The sequence below is a fragment of the Kribbella sp. NBC_00662 genome, assembly GCF_041430295.1.
Classification (GTDB): domain Bacteria; phylum Actinomycetota; class Actinomycetes; order Propionibacteriales; family Kribbellaceae; genus Kribbella.
This window is the reverse complement of the sequence record NZ_CP109029.1, coordinates 6,486,517-6,506,570: the sequence shown is the minus strand read 5'-3', so window position 1 is coordinate 6,506,570 and position 20,054 is coordinate 6,486,517. Positions and strand designations below refer to the sequence as shown.

Below are 20,054 nucleotides of genomic sequence, written 5' to 3'. Positions count from 1 at the left end.
TGATCGTCCGCCGGACGGCGGAGGGCGGGTTCAGATCTCAGGCGCGGCGGAGCAGTCTCCGCAGGGCGATGTCGCAGAGTCTTCGGAGGTCGTCGTCGGTGCGCTCGACGGAGTGCCGGCACTCGCCGAGCAGGCCGTTGATCGCGAACTTCGCCAGGTCGTGCTCGAGCGGGTCGTCGGACCCGGCCATGTACTCCGTGAGTTGCATGCCGTCGGTGACCAGTTGGGCGACCTCGGGCATCTGCTCGATCACCGGCAGGATGTCCTGCAGCACGTCAACGACCCCGCGGTGCGTGACCGCGAGGTCGATGAAGCGCTGGATCGCGAGCTCCTGGGCCTCGGCCCGGGACAGCTGGGCCGCGGCCTTGACCAGCTCGGCGACATCGGCCGCGGCAGGCTCGAGGACGGCCGCCAGCACGGCCGGCTTGCCGCTGAAGTGGTAGAGCACCGTCGCCTTCGAGCACCCGGCCGCGGTCGCGATGTCCTGCAGTGACGTCGCGTTGTAGCCGCCGGTCTGGAACAGGTGCATCGCCTGCCGGACGATCTCGCGCCTGGTCCGCTCCCGTGCCGGGGTGGTGACTGCCATGTCAGCATCCTGCCTGACCGATCGGCCAGTTTTCAACCGATCGGTCAGGATTGTGGCTTGCTTCACGCGCTGGTCCCGATTTGCTTGCGGTGTAATCCTGTAATTCAGGAGGCGTGACGATGGCTGACGAGATTGCTGGGGACGATGTCCTGGATGCCTACTCCCGAGTGGTCTCGGGGGTGGCCGAACACCTGATCCCGCGGGTCGCGAGCCTGCGGATCCACAGCCGGCGCGGCGACTCGTCCGGCTCCGGCGTGGTGCTGACCGGCGACGGTCACCTGCTCACGAACGCCCACGTGGTCGGCGACGGCTCGGAGGCCTCCGCGGAGTTCGCCGACGGTACGACGGCGCAGGCCCGCGTCGTCGGCGTCGACCGGCTGTCCGACCTCGCCGTACTGCGGGCCGACCGCGAGATCCCGGATCCGCCGGAGTACGGCGACGCGGACCACCTGAAGGTCGGGAACCTGGTGGTTGCTGTGGGCAACCCGCTCGGCCTGGCCGGGAGCGTGACCGCCGGTGTGGTGAGCGCGCTCGGGCGGTCGCTGCCGGTGCGGAGCGGCTCGGCGCAGCGGATCATCGAGGATGTCATCCAGACCGACGCCGCACTCAACCCGGGCAACTCCGGGGGAGCGCTCGCCGACGGCAACGGCCGCGTGATCGGCATCAACACCGCGGTCGCCGGCATCGGTCTCGGCCTGGCTGTCCCGATCAACCCGACGACCCGCCGGATCATCTACTCGCTACTGCACGACGGTCGCGTACGCCGCGCGTACCTCGGTCTGGTGACGACGCCCGCACCGCTTCGCCCGTCACTCGCGGAGCGGTTCGACCAGCGGTCGGCGCTCCGGGTCGTCGAGGTCATCCCCGCCAGCCCGGCCGCCGCAGCGGGCCTGCGTCAGGGAGACCTGGTGCTCGCGGTGAACGGCGTACCGCTCCGGGATGCTCAGTCGCTGCAGCGGCAACTGTTCGAGGACGCGATCGCCCGCCGTACGGAGATCACCGCGATCCGCAACAACGCACTCGTCGACGTGATCGCCTACCCGGCCGAGCTCACCGATCGCTGAGGTCGGCTCGGAGGAGCACGCAGGTGCCGGGTTTGAGCGGCGCGCCCGGGAAGATGAAGTCGCGGGTGACCTCGGTGAACCTGAAGCTCTTGTTGAGGTCGAGGATCGCGCCGTTCGCCAGGTTGACGAAGGAGTAGACGGCGTCGGCCCGCTCCGCGGTCCAGCGGAGACGATCACGCATCAGTAGCTCGCCGATCCCATGGCGGCGCCAGGCGGGGGAGACGATCAGGCCGATCAGGTAGTACCCCGTCGGGGCAGTCGTCGGCGGGTCGTCGGGTTTGAGCTCGTGACGGATCACGCCGCCGTACCCGACGACCTCGTCGCCGACGACCGCGACGGCGATGTACTTCTCCGGGTTGGCGAGGTCGGCCACCAGCCGCTCCCGCCGATCGGCCGCGGACCCACCGGTCCGCGACACGATCAGCTCGGCACACGCGTCCAGGTCACGCAGCTCTCCTGGACGCACGCGTACGTCGACGGTCCGCCGGCCGGCACCCGGCCGGTACTCGGCGAATCCGGTCACCAGCCGCGCTCACGCCACTCTGCGACGTGCGGTCGCTCGGCGCCGAGGGTGGTGTCGGAGCCGTGGCCGGGGTAGACCCAGGTCTCGTCGGGGAGCTCGTTGAACAGCTTGGTCTCGACGTCGTTGATCAGCGACGTGAACCGCTCCGCGTCGCCCTGGGTGTTCCCGACGCCGCCGGGGAACAGCGAGTCGCCGGTGAACAGGTGCGGCGCGCCGTCCGGGTCGTCGTACACCAGGGCGATCGAGCCGGGTGTGTGACCGACGAGATGGATCACCCGGAGGGTGCACCGGCCGACGGCGATGTGGTCGCCGTCGTCGACGAGCTGGTCGGTCGGGACCGGGATGCCCTCGGCGTCGTACCGTCCGGCGACGGTGGTGGCGCTGGTGCGTGCGACGACCTCGGCCAGCGCTTCCCAGTGGTCCTGGTGGCGGTGCGTGGTGATGACGCGCGCGAGGCCGCCGTCGCCGATCAGCTGGAGCAGCGTGTCCGCCTCGTTCGCGGCGTCGATCAGGACCTGCTCGTCGGTCTGGCGGCAACGCAGCAGGTAGGCGTTGTTGTCCATCGGCCCGACGGCGACCTTGGTGATCATCAACTGGGCCAGCTCGTGGGTCTGGGCCGGTCCGCCGACCTTGACGTTCCCGTGGTACTCCGGCATGCGCCTTCTCCCTGGATGTCGGTGATGGAGCGATCCTCGCACTGTTCGCGGCCGGGTGCGCGAACCACCCTCGGCGATCGAATATACTTTCGAAACGCCCCGCGGACGGACCACTGCATCCGGTGGCGGAAGTTTTTGTCGGTGGGCCTCGTTAGCATGACGGGGCATGCCCCGGATACCCTCGAGAACGGCTGAGAGTGAGCTTGTGTCTGACCGTCTGATCGTGCGCGGAGCGCGTGAGCACAACCTGAAGGACGTCTCGGTCGACCTGCCGCGGGACGCCATGATCGTCTTCACCGGACTGTCCGGGTCCGGCAAGTCCAGCCTGGCCTTCGACACGATCTTCGCCGAGGGCCAGCGGCGCTACGTCGAGTCCCTCTCGGCGTACGCGCGCCAGTTCCTGGGGCAGATGGACAAACCGGACGTCGACTTCATCGAGGGGCTGTCACCGGCCGTCTCGATCGACCAGAAGTCCACCTCCCGCAACCCGCGCTCGACCGTCGGCACGATCACCGAGGTCTACGACTACCTCCGGCTGCTGTTCGCCCGGGCCGGGCGGCCGCACTGCCCGGAGTGTGGCGAGCCGATCGCGCGGCAGACGCCGCAGCAGATCGTCGACCGGGTGCTCGAGCTCGACGAGGGCACCCGGTTCCAGGTCCTCGCCCCGGTCGTCCGCGGCCGCAAGGGGGAGTATGTCGACCTGTTCCGGCAGCTGACCGGTCAGGGTTTCTCCCGGGCCCGCGTCGACGGTGAGACCATCCAGCTCACCGACCCGCCGAAGCTGGACAAGCAGAAGAAGCACAGCATCGACGTGGTCGTCGACCGGCTCGCGGTGAAGGGCTCCGCCAAGCAGCGGCTGACCGACTCGGTGGAGACCGCGCTCGGTCTGGCCAGCGGCCTGGTCGTGCTCGACTTCGTCGACCTCCCGGAGAACGACCCGCACCGCGAGCGCCGCTTCTCCGAGAAGCTCGCCTGCCCGAACGATCACCCGCTCGCCATCGACGAGCTCGAGCCGCGGTCGTTCTCGTTCAACTCGCCGTACGGCGCCTGCCCGGTCTGCACCGGGCTCGGCACCCGGATGGAGGTCGACCCGGAGCTGCTGGTGCCGGATCCGTCCAAGTCGCTGGACGAGGGCGCGATCCAGCCATGGGCCGGGCAGAACGTCTCGCAGTACTTCGAGCGGCTGCTCGACGCGCTGGCGAAGGACCTGAAGTTCAAGACCAGCACGCCTTTCGGCGAGCTGCCGGCGAAGGCGAAGAAGGCGCTGCTCACCGGCCACGACAAGCAGGTCCACGTCTCGTACCAGAACCGCTACGGCCGCGAGCGGTCGTACTACACCAGCTTCGAAGGCGTGATCCCGTACGTTGAGCGCCGGCACGCGGAGGCGTCCAGCGACACCGGCCGGGAGCGCTTCGAGGAGTACATGCGCGAGGTGCCGTGTCTGGCCTGCAACGGCGCGCGGCTGAAGCCGATCTCGCTGGCGGTCACGCTCGGCGGCAAGAACATCGCCGAGATCAGCGCGATGTCGATCGACGAGGTCCACGACTTCCTCGTGCAGATGGAGCTGAGCCCGCGGGAGAAGCAGATCGCGGAGCGGGTGGTCAAGGAGATCGGCGAGCGGCTGCGGTTCCTGCTCGACGTCGGCCTGGACTACCTCGCGCTGAGCCGGCCGGCGGGTTCGCTGTCCGGCGGTGAGGCACAGCGGATCCGGCTGGCGACCCAGATCGGTTCGGGTCTGGTCGGCGTGCTGTATGTGCTCGACGAGCCGTCGATCGGTCTGCACCAGCGGGACAACCGGCGGCTGATCGAGACGCTGGTCCGGCTCAAGGAGCTGGGCAACACGCTGATCGTCGTCGAGCACGACGAGGACACCATCGACCACGCCGACTGGGTCGTCGACATCGGCCCCGGCGCCGGTGAGCACGGCGGCCAGGTCGTCGTGTCCGGCACGGTCGAGGACCTGCGCAACCATCCGGACTCGATCACCGGCGCGTACGTGTCCGGTCGACGGGAGATCCCGATCCCCGCCGTCCGGCGGCCGCTGACCGAGGGCCGCGAGCTGACGGTGTACGGCGCCCGGCAGAACAACCTGAAGGACATCGACGTCACGGTCCCGCTCGGGGTCTTCGTCGCGGTCACGGGTGTGTCGGGGTCGGGCAAGTCGACGCTGGTCAACGACATCCTCTACACGTCGCTCGCGCGGCAGATCTACGGCGCTCGCGCGGTGCCGGGCCGGCACACGAAGATCTCCGGGATGGAGCTGGTCGACAAGGTCATCCACGTCGACCAGTCGCCGATCGGCCGGACGCCGCGATCCAACCCGGCGACGTACACCGGGGTGTGGGACCACATCCGCAAGCTGTTCGCGGAGACGCCGGAGGCGAAGGTCCGCGGGTACCAGCAGGGCCGGTTCTCGTTCAACGTCAAGGGCGGCCGGTGCGAGGCCTGCTCGGGTGACGGCACGCTGAAGATCGAGATGAACTTCCTCCCGGACGTGTATGTCCCGTGCGAGGTGTGCCACGGCGCGCGGTACAACCGCGAGACGCTCGAGGTGCACTACAAGAGCAAGACGGTCGCGGACGTGCTGGACATGCCGATCGAGGAGGCGGCGGAGTTCTTCGCCGCGATCCCGGCGATCTCGCGGCACCTGAAGACGCTCGTCGAGGTCGGCCTCGGGTATGTGCGGCTCGGTCAGCCGGCGCCGACGCTGTCCGGTGGTGAGGCGCAGCGGGTGAAGCTGGCGTCCGAGCTGCAGCGGCGTTCGACCGGCCGGACCGTGTATGTGCTGGACGAGCCGACGACGGGTCTGCACTTCGAGGACATCCGCAAGCTGCTCGGTGTGCTGAGCGGTCTGGTGGACAAGGGCAACTCGGTGCTGGTCATCGAGCACAACCTCGACGTGATCAAGACCGCCGACTGGCTGATCGACCTCGGTCCGGACGGCGGCCGCCGCGGCGGCACGTTGGTCGCGGAAGGTACGCCGGAGGAGGTCGCGGCCAACCCGGCGTCGTACACCGGGCAGTTCCTCGCGGAGATCCTGGAGGGCCGGGCGGCGAAGCCGAGCGCCCGGAAGCAGGCCGAGAAGACGGTTCCGGTGAAGAAGGCGGCCGCGAAGAAGGCTGCCGTGAAGACGACCGTGGCGAAGAAGGCCGTCGCCAAGAAGGCAGTGAAGAAGGCGGCACCGGCCAAGAAGACGGCGGCCAGGAAGCGCGTCGCCGGCTGACCGTCACCTCCTCAGCGGCGGAACAGCTGCTGGACGAGGTGACGGATCCACGTACGACGCGGTGACGGGAGCAGTGCCGCCGGCAGCATGACTGTCGGCGGCTGCGCCAGTGTGACCGGCACTTGGACCATCCGGTCGCCTTGGAGCCAGAACACGTCCGGACTGCACTGGTCGGGCGCATCGCGATAGGTGTCCGCGACGAACCTCGCCAGCTCGTCCGCAGTCTCCTGGCCGGCGTCCGCGGGGCAGAACGCCACCGTGCTCAACCGCGGTACGCCGAGCAGTATGCCGAGGCCGAGAGACGCCTGCGGCAGCAGATTCTCCCGATCGACGACAGCCATCGACACGAGCGGGTCGTCCTCGCGACTGAGCACCGAGAACCCGTTGTGCTCGACCGGCCGCAGGTCGGAGATCTGCTCCAGTGTGAGTTGCACCGGCGACGGTACGGCCGGATCACCGAGGCCGAGCATCGATCGCCGTACGACGGTCAGCCGCCGCAGGTCCTTACCGGTACCGATGAAGACCACGACCTCGAAATGGTCCCCGAACGGGATCAGTGCGTCGGCCACCGGACCGGCCGTGCGGGCGGACCAGCCGCGCTGGACGAGCAACGCGCGCTGCCGCTCCGCGACGTCGCCGAACCGATGCTCCTCGGTGGCCAGTTCGCCCTCGGCGACGACGGCGCGGAGCCACGCCTCGATCCGCTCGGCCCAGAGGTGCTGCGGCAACTGATTGCAGCGATCGATGATCTCGCCCAGCCCGACAACCGCGGACATCTGCAGCGCGCCGCGGCCCCAGCCGACCTCGACCGTGCGCTCGGCGGTGTCGACGACACAGCCCGGCATCCACATCGGCGCGAGGTCCGCGATCGCCCTCAGAACGGTCGAGTCGTTCGTCGTTCCTGTCATCCCATGGCCTTCCCCACGCCCAAAGTCTGTCAGGCACCCGGTCGACTCGTGACCCGGCGGGTGGCGGCGCCCAGCGGATCGGCAGCCGGCTCACAGCAAACCTTCAAACTGCGGTTCAATCCTGGACTCGTTGAACCGTTCTGCTGATCCGGTCGTTTGACCCGGTATATAGCGTTCAACTACTTCGACCAGCAGGCTCTTGGAGGTCCAGATTCATGAGCGATGACACGATGGCACCAGTCACCCCGCAGCAGACCGAGGCCGTGCCCGGCACCGCGGCGGACGGTCTGCGCGACCGGAGGACGGTGCTCCGCTGCGCGGCCATGGCCGCGCTGGTGGGTGCCAGCGCCCCGATCCTCGCGGCCTGCGGCAGCAGTAACGACGCGTCTGGCGGTGGCGCTTCGACGCCGTCGGCCACCGGCTCCAGCTCTGCGCCCGCTCCCAGCTCGAGTGGGCCGTCGTCGAGCGCACCCTCCTCGAGCGCTCCGGCCGGTGGCGGGACCGTGCTCGGCCCGGTGTCCGACGTACCGGTCGGCGGCGGGAAGGTGTTCACCGAGGCCAAGGTCGTGGTGACCCAGCCGACCGCGGGTCAGTACAAGGGCTTCTCCGCGGTGTGCACGCACCAGGGCAACATCGTCGGCTCGGTCGAGGACGGACAGATCGTCTGCCCGTTCCACAACAGCCACTTCAAGATCACCGACGGCAGCGTGACAAGCGGCCCGGCCCCGTCGCCGCTCCCCGCAGTGAACGTCGCCGTCCAGGGCACCAACATCGTCCAGTCCGCCTGACCCTTTGCTGAGCCGGCCAGCCAATTCGGTAGGTCCACCAGGCTAGTGGGGGGTTCCCCACCCGGTGTCAGGGTGGGGAACCCCCCGCTTCGTGGGTCAACCCATGAAATGCGTCGGGCCGGGAGGTGGGTCTAGCCGGGATGTGGGGCCAGTCGGGATGTGGAGCCAGTCGGGATGTGGGTCTAGCCGGGATGTGGGGCCAGTCGGGACGTGGGGCCAGTCGGGACGTGGTCAGGACTGGGCTGGGTCGGCCTTGCCGACATACAACAGCTTGTTCGGGCTGACCCTTTGCTGGGCTGACCAGCCAACCTGGTAGGTCCACCAGGCTAGTGGGGGGTTCCCCACCCGGTGTCAGGGTGGGGAACCCCCCGCTTCGTGGGTCAACCCATGAAATGCGTCGAGACGGGACGTGGGTCTAGCCGGGAGGTGGGGCGAGTCGGGACGTGGTCAGGGCTGGGCTGGGTCGGGCTTGCCGACGTACAGCAGCTTGTTCGGGGAGGCGTCGCCCGGGTCGCCGACCTTGTCCGGCGTCGAGTTGGCGACCAGCGCCTTCGTGACGTCGGCCGGGGTGGCGTCCGGGTGGTCGGCCAGGTACAGCGCGATTCCGCCGGCGACGTGCGGCGTCGCCATCGACGTACCGCTCATCTTCGCGGTCGCGTCCGGGTCGGTGATGCCGACCGAGGTGATGTCGACACCCGGCGCGAACAGGTCCACGCACTTGCCGAAGTTCGAGAACGACGCCCGCTTGTCCTGGTTGTCGGTCGCGCCGACCGTGATCGCCGAGGGCTCCCGGGCCGGCGAGCTCTGGCAGGCGTCCGCGCTGTCGTTGCCAGCGGCAACTGCGTAGGTGATGCCGGCGCCGACAGAGGCCTTCACCGCCGCGTCCAGCGCGTCGTCCGCGCCGCCGCCGAGGCTCATGTTCGCCACCGCGGGCTTCTTCGCGTTCTTGGTCACCCAGTCGATCCCGGCCACCACGGACTCGGTCGAGCCGGATCCCTGGCAGTCGAGCACCCGGACCGCGATCACCTTCGCACCCTTGGCCAGGCCGTACGTCGTGCCCGCGATGGTGCCGGCCACGTGGCTGCCGTGCCCCATGCAGTCGACGCCGTTCTGGCCGTCGCCGACGGTGTCGGTGCCCACCGACGCGCGGTCGCCGAAGTCCTTGTGCTTGGCGTAGATGCCGGTGTCGATCACGTAGACGTTCACGTTGTCTGCGGTGGTCGACGCCTCGTACTTCTTGTCCAGCGGCAGGTCGCGCTGGTCGGCCCGGTCCAGGCCCCACGGCGGGTCGTCCTGGCTGACGGTGATCTTCTGATTCTGCTGCACGAACGCGACCCGCGAGTCACCGGCGAGCTTCTTCGCCTGGTCCTCACTCATACTCGCGGAGAAGCCCTTGATCGAGGCGTCGTACTGGTCCTTGACCTTGACGTCGTAGCTCGTCGCCAGGCTCTGCGTGGTGACCCGGGTCTGGGCCTGCGACCGCTGGCCGTTCAGTACGACGATGTAGCTGCCGGGGATCGCGTTCGAACTGCCGGCGCCGCGGATCGTCACCGGCGCCTGCTGGGATGCGTTGCTGCCGGCCGCCGTCGCGACGATGCCGGTGACCGCGAGCGCTGAAGCCGCGACCGCACCGAGTAGTGCGCGTGGCCTGCTCAGGGATGGGGACATGGGCGGAACTCCCTCGAGTCAGCGCAAGGCCTTGTTGCCTCACGCAAAGGTCCTGCACATCTACCCTGGGTCACACGCTAGAGACGACGCTCATCCCAACCGGGGGTCAAACCGGCCTTATGGGTGAACCCGCAACACGACCGCAACGTTCACTGCGTTTGCCGCGCCTGATGGTTGGCGTACTTGCGCGCCGCGAACTGGTAGGCCTCGTCGAGCAACGGGACGAGTGGCTGGAGGTCGGCCGGGTTCACGATCGCCACCCAGTACTGGGCGGCGTAGAACGGGTGCGGCATGAGCGTGTTCCGGGCCGTGTAGTCGTGACCGGAGTCGAGCACCCAGTCGGCGTCGCGTTCGGTCGGCACCGGCCCGAAGAGCGAGGTGTACGTCGCCTTGGTCAGCCCGAGGTTGAGCCGCCACGCACCGGGCTCGTCCAGCCGGGACACCTTCTCGTAGTGGTCGCCGGTGACAATGGTGGCGAACGGCTGCTGTCGCTCCGGTGGGAGGTCGGCGGACGGGTCGTAGAGGTAGAACAGGTCGTCCTGGGCCTCGAGCACCCGGACACCGTCGTACGCGCGGATCGTCCGATCCAGTTCTTCGATCGTCATACCTTCAAGTCTGTCATTGAAGTAGCAGTAGAGACTTCGGCGGAATTCCGGATTTGTCGGCAACCCGAACTAGGGTGGTTGGGTGGCTGATCCGTCCTCGTACCGTCCCGCTCCGGGATCGATCCCCGACTCACCCGGCGTCTACCGTTTCAGCGACTCCGCCGGGCGGGTCATCTACGTCGGCAAGGCGAAGAACCTGCGGTCCCGGTTGTCGTCGTATTTCCAGGACCTGGTGAACCTGCACCCGCGGACGCAGGCGATGGTGACGACGGCCTCGAAGGTCGAGTGGACCGTGGTCGCCAGCGAGGTCGAGTCGCTGCAGCTGGAGTACTCCTGGATCAAGGAGTACGACCCGCGCTTCAACGTGAAGTACCGCGACGACAAGTCGTACCCGTGGTTGGCCATCACCCTCAACGAGGACTACCCGCGGGTGATGGTCGGCCGCGGCCAGAAGAAGAAGGGCGTGAAGTACTTCGGTCCGTACAGCCACGCCTGGGCCATCCGCGAGACCGTCGACCTGCTGCTGCGGGTGTTCCCGATGCGCTCCTGCAGCAAGGGCGTCTTCAACCGGCACCGCCAGATCGGCCGGCCCTGCCTGCTCGGCTACATCGGCAAGTGCTCCGCGCCCTGCACCGGTCAGGTGACGCAGGAGGAGCACCGCCAGATCGTCGACGACTTCGCCGCGTTCCTCTCCGGCCAGACCGCGACCTACGTGCGCCGGCTGGAGAAGGAGATGAAGGCCGCGGCGGCCGAGCTGGAGTACGAGCGGGCCGCGAAGATCCGCGACGACCTGGCCGCGCTGGAGAAGGCGCTGGCCAAGAACGCCGTCGTCCTCGGCGACGGCACCGACACCGACGTGATCGCCTTGAGCGAGGACCCGCTCGAGGTCGCCGTGCAGATCTTCTACGTCCGCGGCGGCCGGATCCGCGGTGAGCGCGGCTGGATCGCCGACAAGGCGGACGGTACGGCGACGACCGGCGATCTCGTCTCCCGGTTCATCCAGCAGATGTACGCCGACGACTCGGTCGACGCGATCCCGCGGGAGATCCTCGTCCCGACCATGCCGGAGGACGCCGACGTACTGACCGAGTGGCTGGAGGGGATCCGCGGCGCGCGGGTGTCGATCCGGGTTCCGCAGCGCGGCGACAAGAAGGCGCTGATGGAGACCGTCGAGCGGAACGCCCTGCAGACGCTGACCATGCACAAGACCAAGCGGGCCAGCGATCTGACCACCCGCAACCAGGCGCTCGAGGAGATCCAGGCCGGCCTCGACCTGCCCGAGGCGCCGCTGCGGCTGGAGTGCTACGACGTCTCGAACCTGCAGGGCACCGAGGTGGTCGCCTCGATGGTCGTCTTCGAGGACGGCCTGCCCCGCAAGAGCGAGTACCGCCGCTTCGTGATCAAGGGCGTCGACGGCCAGAACGATGTCGCCTCGATCGCCGAGGTGCTGACCCGCCGCTTCAAGCGCCTCCTGGACGAGCGCGCCACGATGACTGGTGACGAAGACCCGAACGGCGCACTGATCGACCCCGAGACCGGGCGGGCGAAGAAGTTCTCCTACGCGCCGGGGCTCGTCGTGGTCGACGGCGGTCCGCCCCAGGTCGCCGCGGCCCGGCAGGCGATGGACGAGTTGGGCCTGGGCGACATCCCGGTCTGCGGTCTCGCCAAGCGACTGGAGGAGGTCTGGCTCCCCGACGAGGAGGACCCGGTCATCTTCTCCCGTACGTCGGAAGGCCTGTACCTGCTGCAGCGCCTGCGCGACGAGGCGCACCGGTTCGCGATCACGCACCACCGCAGTCGCCGGTCGAAGTCGATGGTCGAGAGCACCCTCGACGAGGTCCCGGGCCTGGGGGAGGTGCGGCGCAAGACCCTGCTCCGGCACTTCGGCTCACTGAAGAAGTTGCGCGCGGCGACGATCGACGAGGTCGCCGGCCTGCCCGGATTCGGGCCGCGGCTGGCGGAGTCCGTCGTACTCGCGGTGAACGCTGCCGCAACGAAGGCGGAAACCGGCCGGGCCCCGTCGGTCAACACGGCCACGGGCGAGATACTGGGCGACGACATCCCGGCGCCGGCCGGGGCGCCTGACGGGGACCCAGGGAGAACCGATAACTGATGGACGACACGGGCGGCAACCTCATCATCGTGTCCGGCATGTCCGGCGCGGGACGAAGCTCCGTCGCCGACGTACTGGAAGACCTCGGCTGGTTCGTCGTGGACAACCTGCCGCCGATGTTCCTCACCACGCTCGTCGAGCAGGTGATCGGCACCGGCGCGGCGCCGCGGCTCGCGGTAGTGGTCGACGTCCGGACGGGTCTGTTCTTCGAGGAGCTGAGCTCGGCCATCCACGACCTGCGGCTGAAGGGGTACCGCCCGCTGACGCTGTTCCTGGAGGCTTCCGACGACGTGATCGTGCGCCGGCAGGAGAGTGTCCGCCGGCCGCACCCGCTGCAGGGCGAGGGCCGGCTGCTGGACGGCATCCAGCGCGAGCGCGAGCTGCTCGGCGACATCCGGGCCGGCGCGGATCTGGTCATCGACACCTCGAGCCTGAACATCCACCAGCTCGCCGCGAAGATCGTGAACGCGTTCGGCGACGAGGAGAACGCCGAGCTCCGGGCGACGGTGGTGTCGTTCGGGTTCAAGTACGGCATCCCGGTGGATGCCGACGTGGTCGCCGACATGCGCTTCATCCCGAACCCGTACTGGCAGCCGGACCTGCGCCCGATGACCGGGCAGGACAAGCCTGTGTCAGACTTCGTGCTCGGCCATCCGCTGGCCCAGCAGTTCCTGCAGAACTACGTGGACGTGCTGGACACCTTGCGGAGCGGCTACCTGAACGAGGGCAAGCGCTTCGTCACCGTCGCGATCGGCTGCACCGGGGGAAAACACCGCAGCGTCGCGATGGCCGAAGAGATCGCCCGCAGGCTGCGTGAGAAGGGGTCGCCGACATTGGTCGTACATCGGGATCTGGGGCGTGAGTGACGCGATCTCCGAAGGTCGTCGCACTGGGTGGGGGACACGGCTTGGCCGCCTCTCTTTCCGCGCTTCGTCACGTCACTGACCAGTTGACCGCGGTCGTCACGGTCGCCGACAACGGTGGCTCGTCGGGGCGGTTGCGCCAGGAGCTCGGCGTACTGCCTCCGGGTGATCTGCGGATGGCGCTGGCCGCGCTGTGCCGTGACGACGAGTGGGGCCGCACGTGGGCCGACGTACTGCAGCATCGCTTCCGCAGCAACGGTGAGCTGCACGATCACGCGGTCGGCAACCTGCTGATCGTCGCGTTGTGGGAGTTGCTCGGCGAGGCGGTCGACGGGCTCGACTGGGTCGCGCGGTTGCTCGGTGCACAAGGGCGGGTGTTGCCGATGTCCGCCGTACCGCTGGACATCACCGCGCGGGTGCTCGGGCTCGATCCGGCGCATCCTGAGGCGATCACCGAGATCCGAGGTCAGGCCGAGGTGGCGACGACCGAGGGACACGTCGTCGACGTCGCGCTCGACCCGGCCGACCCGCCCGCCTGCCCAGAAGCGCTCGTCGCCATCGCGGAGGCCGACTGGGTCGTGGTCGGCCCGGGTTCGTGGTTCACGTCCGTCATCCCGAACCTGCTGGTCCCCGAGCTTTCCCGCGCCCTCGAGCAGACCGGCGCCCGCCGGCTCCTCACGCTGAACCTGGGGGAGCAGAAGGGCGAGACCGACGGCTTCTCACCCGAGACCCATCTCGAGGTGCTGGCCGCGCACGCCCCGGATCTCCGCATCGATGTCGTCCTCGCCGACACCGGCCACGTGCCCGACCCCGAGTCACTCCGCCGTACGGCGGAATCCCTCGGGGCCGAGCTGGTGATCGCCGATATCGCCGACGACGAGCGCGATCTCCACCACGCCCCGGACAAGCTGGCGAAGGTCTACCGCGAGATCTTCGCCTGAGGCCCAGTCGAAGGCTCAGTCGAAGCGCTCAGTCGAAGCGCTCAGTCGAAGCGCTCAGTCGAAATCGGTGTCGATGGACTTCTTCTGGTCGTAGACCTGCTTGCCCTGCGCGTCGTACCCCCGGATCCGGACGCTCTTGATACCGGAGTTCCCGCCGGTCAGGCCCCAGATGTAGTAGCCGTTCGAGATCAGCGCTCGGGTCGGGCCGGTCGGCAGATCGACGACGAGCTGGGCGACGCCTTCCGGCACCATCCCGAACACGCCGCTGTCCGCGAATGTCCCGTTGGCCTGCACCGCCGCCCGGGCGTAGTCGTACGGACCCTTCGCCGTGGCCGTCAGCATGTGACACCACGCGTAGACCCGCTTGTCCGGAGAGATCAGGACGGCGGTCAACTTGTCGCCGGTGCCGGTCTTCAACGCGACCTGCCAGTCTTTCGTGACCGGGCCGGCAGCTCTGATCACGCCGTCGTCGGTGCCCACCCCGCCCTGATTCAGGTCCTTGAAGTAGATGTCGTCGACGCCGCGGCACCGCGTGGTGACCTGGTCGTCGGTCAGCGGGCTGACCGGCGGCGCGGCAGCGAGCGGCTTCCCGGTCTCCGGGTCCTTGGTGAGCACGACGACCGGCGTGATCGGCGTCGCGGTCTTCACGATCACCGAGGGATCGACCCTCCGCGGCGGCGCGGTGAACGGCTTCGGTGTCTGGTCGTAAACCTTCTTGCCGCTCGAGTCGTAGCCCCGGATGCGATTCAGGATGATGAGCTTGTTGTCCTTGCCCGGATGCCCGAGTGTCGCGTATCCGTCCGCTCCGACCAGAGCCTCGCGAGGACTGCTCTCCCCGGCGATGTCCAGCAGCACGCGGCTCACACCGGGCACCGGAACCTGGAAGCCGTCCTGCATGGTCAGCGGATTCCGGTACCGGCTCCTTGCCTCGACCGTCGCCCCTGCGGTGCGGGCGAGGCTGTCCGGCTTCGTCGGGCTGCTCATCGTGCACGTCGCGACGATCGACTTGTCGGGCGAGAGCAGCAGGGCGTTCAGTACGGATCGGTCTCCGCTCTTCACGAGGACCGTCCACCGGCCGTTGATCGGACCTGCGTGGTCGGTGGTCTTGCGCTCGCTGTGGGCGAGGCGCTGGTAGGCAAGGTCGTAGCGCGAGCAGCGGTTCAGCACCTCGGCATCCGGCAACGGGCTGACCGGCGGTGCCGGGACGACCGTCTTGCCGGTCTCGTTGTCGACGATGCGGCCGGTCTTGACGTCGATCGTGATGGTCTGGCCGGGCGGCGTACCGGCCGGGCCGATGCTCTCGTCGCGGGTCGCGGACCAGGCGGTGAGGCCGCCGATGATCGCTGCCGTGGTCAGGACCGCGGTGGCTGCCGTCGCGACCCGGGTCCGGCGGACCGAACGCCGTGCGCGGACCAGCAGGTCGTCGACGTCGGTGGTCAGCGGCCGGTCGGTGTCGTCGGCCGCGGTCGCCAGCAGGTGTTCGATGTCGTTGTTCACGGGGCGCTCCTTTCGGTCTGGTCGAGAAGCTCGCGGAGGCGGGTGAGTGCTCGGGAGGTCTGGCTCTTGACGCCACCGACGCCGATGCCGAGGACGGCGGCGGTCTGTTCGAGGCTGAGGTCGCCGTAATGCCGCAGTACGACGCAGGCGCGCTGGCTCGGCGGCAACGCGGCGAGGGCCTCGACGACGAGCATCCGGTCGTCGACCGTGCGGGCCGGGTCGGCGAGTACGCCGGTCAGGTCGCCTGTCTCGTCGCCGTTGTCGACGAGCCGTTCGCGCCGCCACGGTTTGCGGGACTGGTCGAACACCGAGGTGACCAGGCACTGGTGGGCGTAGCTGTTGAGCCCGTGGGTGCGGTCGATCCGGTTCCAGCGGCGGTAGACCTTGACCAGTGCGTCCTGCGCGGCGTCCTCGGCGCGGTGCCAGTCGCCGCACATCAGGTACGCCGTACGTCGCAACCGCCGGATCATCGCGGTCGCGAATTCGGTGAACTCGGCTTCATCCGATGCCTTCATGCGCCTCCTCTCACAATGTCGCCGGGGTAACGCGATCAACCCGCCGGAAGGTTGCAACTCGCGTAACCGCAGGGGCTGGCGGCCGTTGGTGGTCCAAGGGTCTTTGACATGGGTGGGAGGATGGCCTTCATGGCGATGACAGCACAGGTGAAGTCCGAGCTGACCAGTATTCAGGTGACGAAACCGTGTTGCCGCAAGGCCGAGGTCTCGTCGATCCTGCGGTTCGCGGGCGGGCTGCACCTGGTGTCCGGACGGATCGTGGTGGAGGCCGAGTTGGACAGCGGCGCCGCGGCCCGGCGGCTGCGCAAGGACATCGCGGAGATCTTCGGTCACCCGTCGGATGTCGTGGTGATCTCCCCGTCCGGCATCCGCAAGCAGACGAAGTACGTCGTCCGCGTGGTCCGCGACGGTGACGCGCTGGCGCGGCAGACCGGACTCGTGGACAACCGTGGCCGGCCGGTGCGCGGTCTTCCGCCGGCGGTCGTGTCCGGGGCGTCCTGCGATGCGGTTGCGGCTTGGCGAGGTGCGTTCCTCGCGCACGGTTCGCTGACCGAGCCCGGGCGTTCGTCCTCGCTCGAGGTGACGTGCCCCGGTCCGGAGGCGGCGCTGGCGCTGGTCGGTGCGGCGCGACGGCTCGGCATCGGTTCGAAGGCCCGCGAGGTGCGCAACGTCGACCGCGTGGTGATCCGCGACGGTGACGCGATCGGCGCACTGCTGACCCGGCTCGGCGCACACGAATCGGTGCTGGCCTGGGAGGAGCGCCGGATGCGGCGCGAGGTCCGCGCGACCGCGAACCGGCTGGCCAACTTCGACGACGCGAACCTGCGCCGGTCCGCCCGCGCCGCGGTGGCGGCAGGTGCACGTGTCGAGCGGGCGCTGGAGATCCTCGGCGACGACGTACCCGACCATCTGCAGGTCGCCGGCAAGCTCCGCCTGGAGCACAAGCAGGCGAGCCTCGAGGAGCTCGGCCAGCTGCACGAGCCGGCCCTCACCAAGGATGCCGTGGCAGGCCGCATCCGCCGGCTGCTCGCGATGGCCGACAAGCGCGCCGCCGACCTCGGCGTCCCCAACACCGAGGCCAACCTGACCCCGGAGATGCTCGACCCGGCCTGACCGGATCGTTATCTCCCGCGGCCCACGATGCGCTTGCGACGTTGATTGGATCTCCTCACGGGGTTGCCAACCGATGAACACGTGAGGACACCGATGGGTACTGCTGAAGAAGAAGCGAAGGCGTTGGCCGAACTCGAGCGCGTGCGGACCGAGAACGCGATCAAGGAGATGCAGCGCCAGGAAGAGCTCCGGAAGCTCCAGGAGCAGCAGCAGAACAAGATGGCCGCCGACGAGCCTGCCGTGGCGAGCTGGCCGGACGACGGATTTCAGCCGAGCCCGCAGACAGGCATGGACCGCGTCGCGGGCGCATTGCGGGTCGGGAAGGCCGGCGACGCGGCCTTTGCACGGGACCTGCTGAACAGCGGGCAGGCGCCGCTCGGTGGTGTCAGCAAGCCGGAGTCGGCGGCCGACGGCGTCCGGGAGAATGCGGCCGGATCGCGGGCCGCGAAGCCGGCGCTCGGCCTGGGCTGAACACGGCCGAGGCACCAGCTGGTCAACTGGTATTCAATAGACTGCCCCGGAAGGTTTCCGGGGCAGTCGCACGTGGGGGTGGTCTGCTCGGATGGCTACCGGCGGGTCATGGTGGTCTGATGTGGACGCTACCAGTTGGCCAGGTGGGCTGTTGGGCTAGTGTTCGGGCTGTAGGGCAGTGCTCGAACGCCAGATCTGAGGAGACGCAGTCCCGTGACCGTACGCGTAGGTATCAACGGCTTCGGCCGGATCGGCCGTAACTTCTTCCGCGCCGTGCAGGCGTCCGGTGCCGACATCGAGGTCGTCGCCGTCAACGACTTGACCGACAACCAGACCCTCGCTCACCTGCTGAAGTACGACTCGATCCTGGGCCGCTTCCCCGGCGAGGTCTCCGCGACCGACGACGACATCACCGTCAGCGGCAAGAGCTTCAAGGCGTTCGCCGAGCGCGACCCGGCCAACCTGAAGTGGTCCGACGTCGGCGCCGACGTGGTGATCGAGTCGACCGGTTTCTTCACCGACGCCACCAAGGCCAAGACCCACGCCGACAACGGCGCCAAGAAGGTCATCATCTCCGCCCCGGCGAAGAACGAGGACCTCACCGTGGTGATGGGCGTGAACCACGAGCTGTACGACGCCGAGAAGCACACCGTGATCTCGAACGCGTCCTGCACCACGAACTGCATCGCCCCGCTGGCCAAGGTTCTGAACGACGCGTTCACGATCGAGAAGGGTCTGATGACCACGATCCACGCGTACACCCAGGACCAGAACCTGCAAGACGGCCCGCACAAGGACCTGCGCCGCGCCCGCGCCGCCGCGCTGAACATCGTGCCGACCTCGACCGGCGCCGCGAAGGCGATCGGCCTGGTGCTGCCGGAGCTCAAGGGCAAGCTGGACGGCTACGCGCTGCGCGTCCCGGTGCCGACCGGCTCGGCCACCGACCTGACCGTCACCGTCGGCCGTGAGGTCACCGTCGACGAGGTCAAGGAGGCCTACAAGGCCGCCGCGGCCGAGGGCTCGCTGAAGGGGTACCTGACCTACACCGAGGACGAGATCGTCTCCACCGACATCGTCACCGACCCGGCCTCCTGCATCTTCGACGCCGGCCTGACCAAGGTGATCGGCAACCAGGTCAAGGTCGTCGGCTGGTACGACAACGAGTGGGGCTACTCCAACCGCCTCGTCGACCTGGTCAAGCACGTCGGCGCCTCGCTCTGACGGCTCTGACCCTTCACACATCGCAGCCTGCGTCCGGCGACCTGGTGTCTCCCGGACGCAGGCTCATCCCTGATCTCGAGGAAGCTGAACTGTGAAGACCATCGAAGACCTCGGCGACCTGGCAGGCCAGCGGGTACTGGTCCGGTCCGACCTGAACGTGCCGATCAAGGACGAGGTGATCGGCGACGACGGCCGCATCCGCGCCTCGCTGCCGACGCTGATCAAGCTCGCCAAGGCCGGCGCCAAGGTGATCGTCACCGCGCACCTCGGCCGTCCGAAGGGCGAGCCGAACCCGGCGTACACGCTGGCCCCGGTGGCCAAGCGGCTCGGTGAACTGCTGCAGCCCGAGGGCATCACCGTGCACTTCGCGACCGACGTCACCGGCGAGAGCGCGCAGGAGGCCGTCCAGGAGCTGGACGAGGGCGAGGTCCTGCTGCTCGAGAACGTGCGGTACGACCCGCGCGAGGAGAGCAAGGACGAGGCGCAGCGCGGCGAGCTGGCCGATGAGCTCGCAGCCCTGGCCGACGTCTTCGTCAGCGACGGCTTCGGTGTCGTACACCGCAAGCAGGCCAGTGTGTACGACGTCGCGCGCAAGCTCCCGCACGCGGCCGGCGGGCTCGTGCTCGCCGAGGTCGAGGTGCTGAAGAAGCTGACCGAGGACCCGGCCCGTCCGTACGTCGTCGTGCTCGGCGGCGCGAAGGTGTCGGACAAGCTCGCGGTGATCGACAACCTGCTGGCCAAGGCCGACAAGCTGCTGATCGGCGGCGGCATGGTCTTCACGTTCCTGAAGGCGCAGGGCCACGAGGTCGGCAAGAGCCTGCTCGAAGAGGACCAGCTCGACACGGTCAAGGGCTACCTGGAGACCGCGAAGTCGAAGGGCGTCGAGATCGTGCTGCCGACCGACATCGTGGTCGCGCCCGAGTTCAAGGCCGACTCGCCGGCCACCGTGGTCGCTGCCGACGCGATCCCGGGCGATCAGCTCGGCCTCGACATCGGCCCGGAGTCCGGCAAGGCGTTCGCGGCCGAGATCGCCGGCGCGAAGACGGTGTTCTGGAACGGCCCGATGGGTGTCTTCGAGATGGCCGCGTTCGCCGGCGGAACCAAGGCCGTCGCGCAGGCGTTGACCGAGGTGGACGGGCTGAGCGTCGTCGGCGGCGGTGACTCCGCGGCCGCCGTACGGCAGCTAGGCTTCGCCGACGAGCAGTTCGGGCACATCTCCACCGGCGGTGGGGCCTCGCTCGAATACCTGGAGGGCAAGGAGCTCCCGGGGCTCGCCGTACTGGAAGAGGACTGACCCAC

18 protein-coding genes are annotated in these 20,054 nt (G+C 68.7%); 10 read left to right on the top strand and 8 right to left on the bottom strand.

All coding sequences use genetic code 11. The features are described from left to right. Window positions 1-37: 37 nt before the first annotated feature. A complete protein-coding gene (locus OHA10_RS32195) occupies window positions 38-586 on the bottom strand; it encodes a TetR/AcrR family transcriptional regulator (RefSeq protein WP_371402525.1) in 549 nt (182 codons plus the stop codon). A 119-nt stretch (window positions 587-705) separates the two neighbouring features. Here OHA10_RS32195 and OHA10_RS32190 point away from each other — a divergent pair, with 119 nt between their 5' ends. Further along, the gene (locus OHA10_RS32190; protein WP_371402524.1) at window positions 706-1,650 is read left to right on the top strand and encodes a S1C family serine protease; all 945 of its coding nucleotides are present in this window, start codon (window positions 706-708) and stop codon (window positions 1,648-1,650) included. Here the strand turns inward: OHA10_RS32190 and OHA10_RS32185 are convergent. Together OHA10_RS32185 and OHA10_RS32180 are read right to left on the bottom strand one after the other, a co-directional pair. Next, window positions 1,637-2,173: an N-acetyltransferase family protein gene (locus OHA10_RS32185; protein ID WP_371402523.1), complete on the bottom strand. Its 537-nt coding sequence runs from the start codon at window positions 2,171-2,173 to the stop codon at window positions 1,637-1,639. The two genes, OHA10_RS32190 and OHA10_RS32185, sit on opposite strands and share 14 nt — an antisense overlap. Continuing rightward, window positions 2,170-2,829, bottom strand: a complete 660-nt coding sequence (locus OHA10_RS32180) for an MBL fold metallo-hydrolase (RefSeq protein ID WP_371402522.1) — start codon at window positions 2,827-2,829, stop codon at window positions 2,170-2,172. Before OHA10_RS32180 ends, OHA10_RS32185 begins: the two co-directional genes overlap by 4 nt. Before the next feature lie 205 nt (window positions 2,830-3,034). Between OHA10_RS32180 and uvrA the strand changes: the two genes are divergently transcribed. Beyond that, window positions 3,035-6,052, top strand: coding sequence for an excinuclease ABC subunit UvrA (gene uvrA, locus OHA10_RS32175; RefSeq protein ID WP_371402521.1), 3,018 nt, complete (start codon window positions 3,035-3,037; stop codon window positions 6,050-6,052). Between the two features lie 11 nt (window positions 6,053-6,063). On the opposite strand, the gene OHA10_RS32170 is transcribed toward uvrA, so the two are convergent. Continuing rightward, window positions 6,064-6,960 carry a hypothetical protein gene (locus tag OHA10_RS32170; protein WP_371402520.1) on the bottom strand — a complete coding sequence of 299 codons (897 nt, stop codon included), beginning with the start codon at window positions 6,958-6,960 and terminating at the stop codon, window positions 6,064-6,066. A 215-nt stretch (window positions 6,961-7,175) separates the two neighbouring features. Here OHA10_RS32170 and OHA10_RS32165 point away from each other — a divergent pair, with 215 nt between their 5' ends. After that, window positions 7,176-7,748 (top strand): Rieske (2Fe-2S) protein, encoded by a 573-nt coding sequence (locus OHA10_RS32165; protein ID WP_371402519.1) that lies wholly within the window; start codon window positions 7,176-7,178, stop codon window positions 7,746-7,748. A 447-nt stretch (window positions 7,749-8,195) separates the two neighbouring features. Here the strand turns inward: OHA10_RS32165 and OHA10_RS32160 are convergent, their stop codons facing one another. Both OHA10_RS32160 and OHA10_RS32155 read right to left on the bottom strand, forming a co-directional pair. Then, the gene (locus tag OHA10_RS32160) at window positions 8,196-9,416 is read right to left on the bottom strand and encodes a S8 family peptidase (protein WP_371402518.1); all 1,221 of its coding nucleotides are present in this window, start codon (window positions 9,414-9,416) and stop codon (window positions 8,196-8,198) included. A gap of 149 nt (window positions 9,417-9,565) precedes the next feature. Then, window positions 9,566-10,021, bottom strand: a complete 456-nt coding sequence (locus tag OHA10_RS32155; protein WP_371402517.1) for a DUF6194 family protein — start codon at window positions 10,019-10,021, stop codon at window positions 9,566-9,568. A gap of 82 nt (window positions 10,022-10,103) precedes the next feature. Between OHA10_RS32155 and uvrC the strand changes: the two genes are divergently transcribed. The 3 genes from uvrC to yvcK are packed head-to-tail and all read left to right on the top strand — an operon-like array spanning window position 10,104 to window position 13,938. After that, window positions 10,104-12,134 carry an excinuclease ABC subunit UvrC gene (uvrC, locus tag OHA10_RS32150; protein WP_371402516.1) on the top strand — a complete coding sequence of 677 codons (2,031 nt, stop codon included), beginning with the start codon at window positions 10,104-10,106 and terminating at the stop codon, window positions 12,132-12,134. Then, complete coding sequence (gene rapZ / locus OHA10_RS32145) at window positions 12,134-13,000, top strand: RNase adapter RapZ (RefSeq protein WP_130448361.1); 867 nt, start codon at window positions 12,134-12,136, stop codon at window positions 12,998-13,000. The genes uvrC and rapZ overlap by 1 nt, the downstream gene beginning before the upstream one ends. Next, window positions 12,997-13,938, top strand: a complete 942-nt coding sequence (gene yvcK, locus OHA10_RS32140) for a uridine diphosphate-N-acetylglucosamine-binding protein YvcK (protein WP_371402515.1) — start codon at window positions 12,997-12,999, stop codon at window positions 13,936-13,938. Before rapZ ends, yvcK begins: the two co-directional genes overlap by 4 nt. 54 nt (window positions 13,939-13,992) lie before the next feature. Here yvcK and OHA10_RS32135 read toward each other — a convergent pair whose 3' ends face one another. Together OHA10_RS32135 and OHA10_RS32130 are read right to left on the bottom strand one after the other, a co-directional pair. Continuing rightward, window positions 13,993-15,435, bottom strand: coding sequence for a hypothetical protein (locus OHA10_RS32135; RefSeq protein ID WP_371402514.1), 1,443 nt, complete (start codon window positions 15,433-15,435; stop codon window positions 13,993-13,995). After that, the gene (locus tag OHA10_RS32130) at window positions 15,432-15,950 is read right to left on the bottom strand and encodes a SigE family RNA polymerase sigma factor (protein WP_371402513.1); all 519 of its coding nucleotides are present in this window, start codon (window positions 15,948-15,950) and stop codon (window positions 15,432-15,434) included. Before OHA10_RS32130 ends, OHA10_RS32135 begins: the two co-directional genes overlap by 4 nt. A gap of 129 nt (window positions 15,951-16,079) precedes the next feature. Between OHA10_RS32130 and whiA the strand changes: the two genes are divergently transcribed. The 4 genes from whiA to pgk all read left to right on the top strand — a co-directional run bounded on the left by whiA (window position 16,080) and on the right by pgk (window position 20,049). Next, complete coding sequence (gene whiA / locus OHA10_RS32125) at window positions 16,080-17,063, top strand: DNA-binding protein WhiA (RefSeq protein ID WP_137256843.1); 984 nt, start codon at window positions 16,080-16,082, stop codon at window positions 17,061-17,063. Between the two features lie 93 nt (window positions 17,064-17,156). After that, window positions 17,157-17,534 carry a hypothetical protein gene (locus tag OHA10_RS32120; protein ID WP_371402512.1) on the top strand — a complete coding sequence of 126 codons (378 nt, stop codon included), beginning with the start codon at window positions 17,157-17,159 and terminating at the stop codon, window positions 17,532-17,534. Between the two features lie 213 nt (window positions 17,535-17,747). Next, window positions 17,748-18,755 carry a type I glyceraldehyde-3-phosphate dehydrogenase gene (gene gap, locus OHA10_RS32115; protein WP_137256842.1) on the top strand — a complete coding sequence of 336 codons (1,008 nt, stop codon included), beginning with the start codon at window positions 17,748-17,750 and terminating at the stop codon, window positions 18,753-18,755. A 91-nt stretch (window positions 18,756-18,846) separates the two neighbouring features. Then, window positions 18,847-20,049, top strand: coding sequence for a phosphoglycerate kinase (gene pgk, locus OHA10_RS32110; RefSeq protein ID WP_371402511.1), 1,203 nt, complete (start codon window positions 18,847-18,849; stop codon window positions 20,047-20,049). Window positions 20,050-20,054: the final 5 nt, after the last annotated feature.

Coding starts and splice junctions, on each gene's coding strand:
- OHA10_RS32190 (WP_371402524.1), top strand. CDS start 706: ATGGCTGACGAGATTGCTGGGGACGATGTCCTGGATGCCTACTCCCGA.
- OHA10_RS32130 (WP_371402513.1), bottom strand. CDS start 15,950: ATGAAGGCATCGGATGAAGCCGAGTTCACCGAATTCGCGACCGCGATG.
- OHA10_RS32155 (WP_371402517.1), bottom strand. CDS start 10,021: ATGACGATCGAAGAACTGGATCGGACGATCCGCGCGTACGACGGTGTC.
- rapZ (WP_130448361.1), top strand. CDS start 12,134: ATGGACGACACGGGCGGCAACCTCATCATCGTGTCCGGCATGTCCGGC.
- OHA10_RS32180 (WP_371402522.1), bottom strand. CDS start 2,829: ATGCCGGAGTACCACGGGAACGTCAAGGTCGGCGGACCGGCCCAGACC.
- OHA10_RS32120 (WP_371402512.1), top strand. CDS start 17,157: ATGGGTACTGCTGAAGAAGAAGCGAAGGCGTTGGCCGAACTCGAGCGC.
- OHA10_RS32160 (WP_371402518.1), bottom strand. CDS start 9,416: ATGTCCCCATCCCTGAGCAGGCCACGCGCACTACTCGGTGCGGTCGCG.
- whiA (WP_137256843.1), top strand. CDS start 16,080: ATGGCGATGACAGCACAGGTGAAGTCCGAGCTGACCAGTATTCAGGTG.
- OHA10_RS32170 (WP_371402520.1), bottom strand. CDS start 6,960: ATGACAGGAACGACGAACGACTCGACCGTTCTGAGGGCGATCGCGGAC.
- OHA10_RS32195 (WP_371402525.1), bottom strand. CDS start 586: ATGGCAGTCACCACCCCGGCACGGGAGCGGACCAGGCGCGAGATCGTC.
- OHA10_RS32165 (WP_371402519.1), top strand. CDS start 7,176: ATGAGCGATGACACGATGGCACCAGTCACCCCGCAGCAGACCGAGGCC.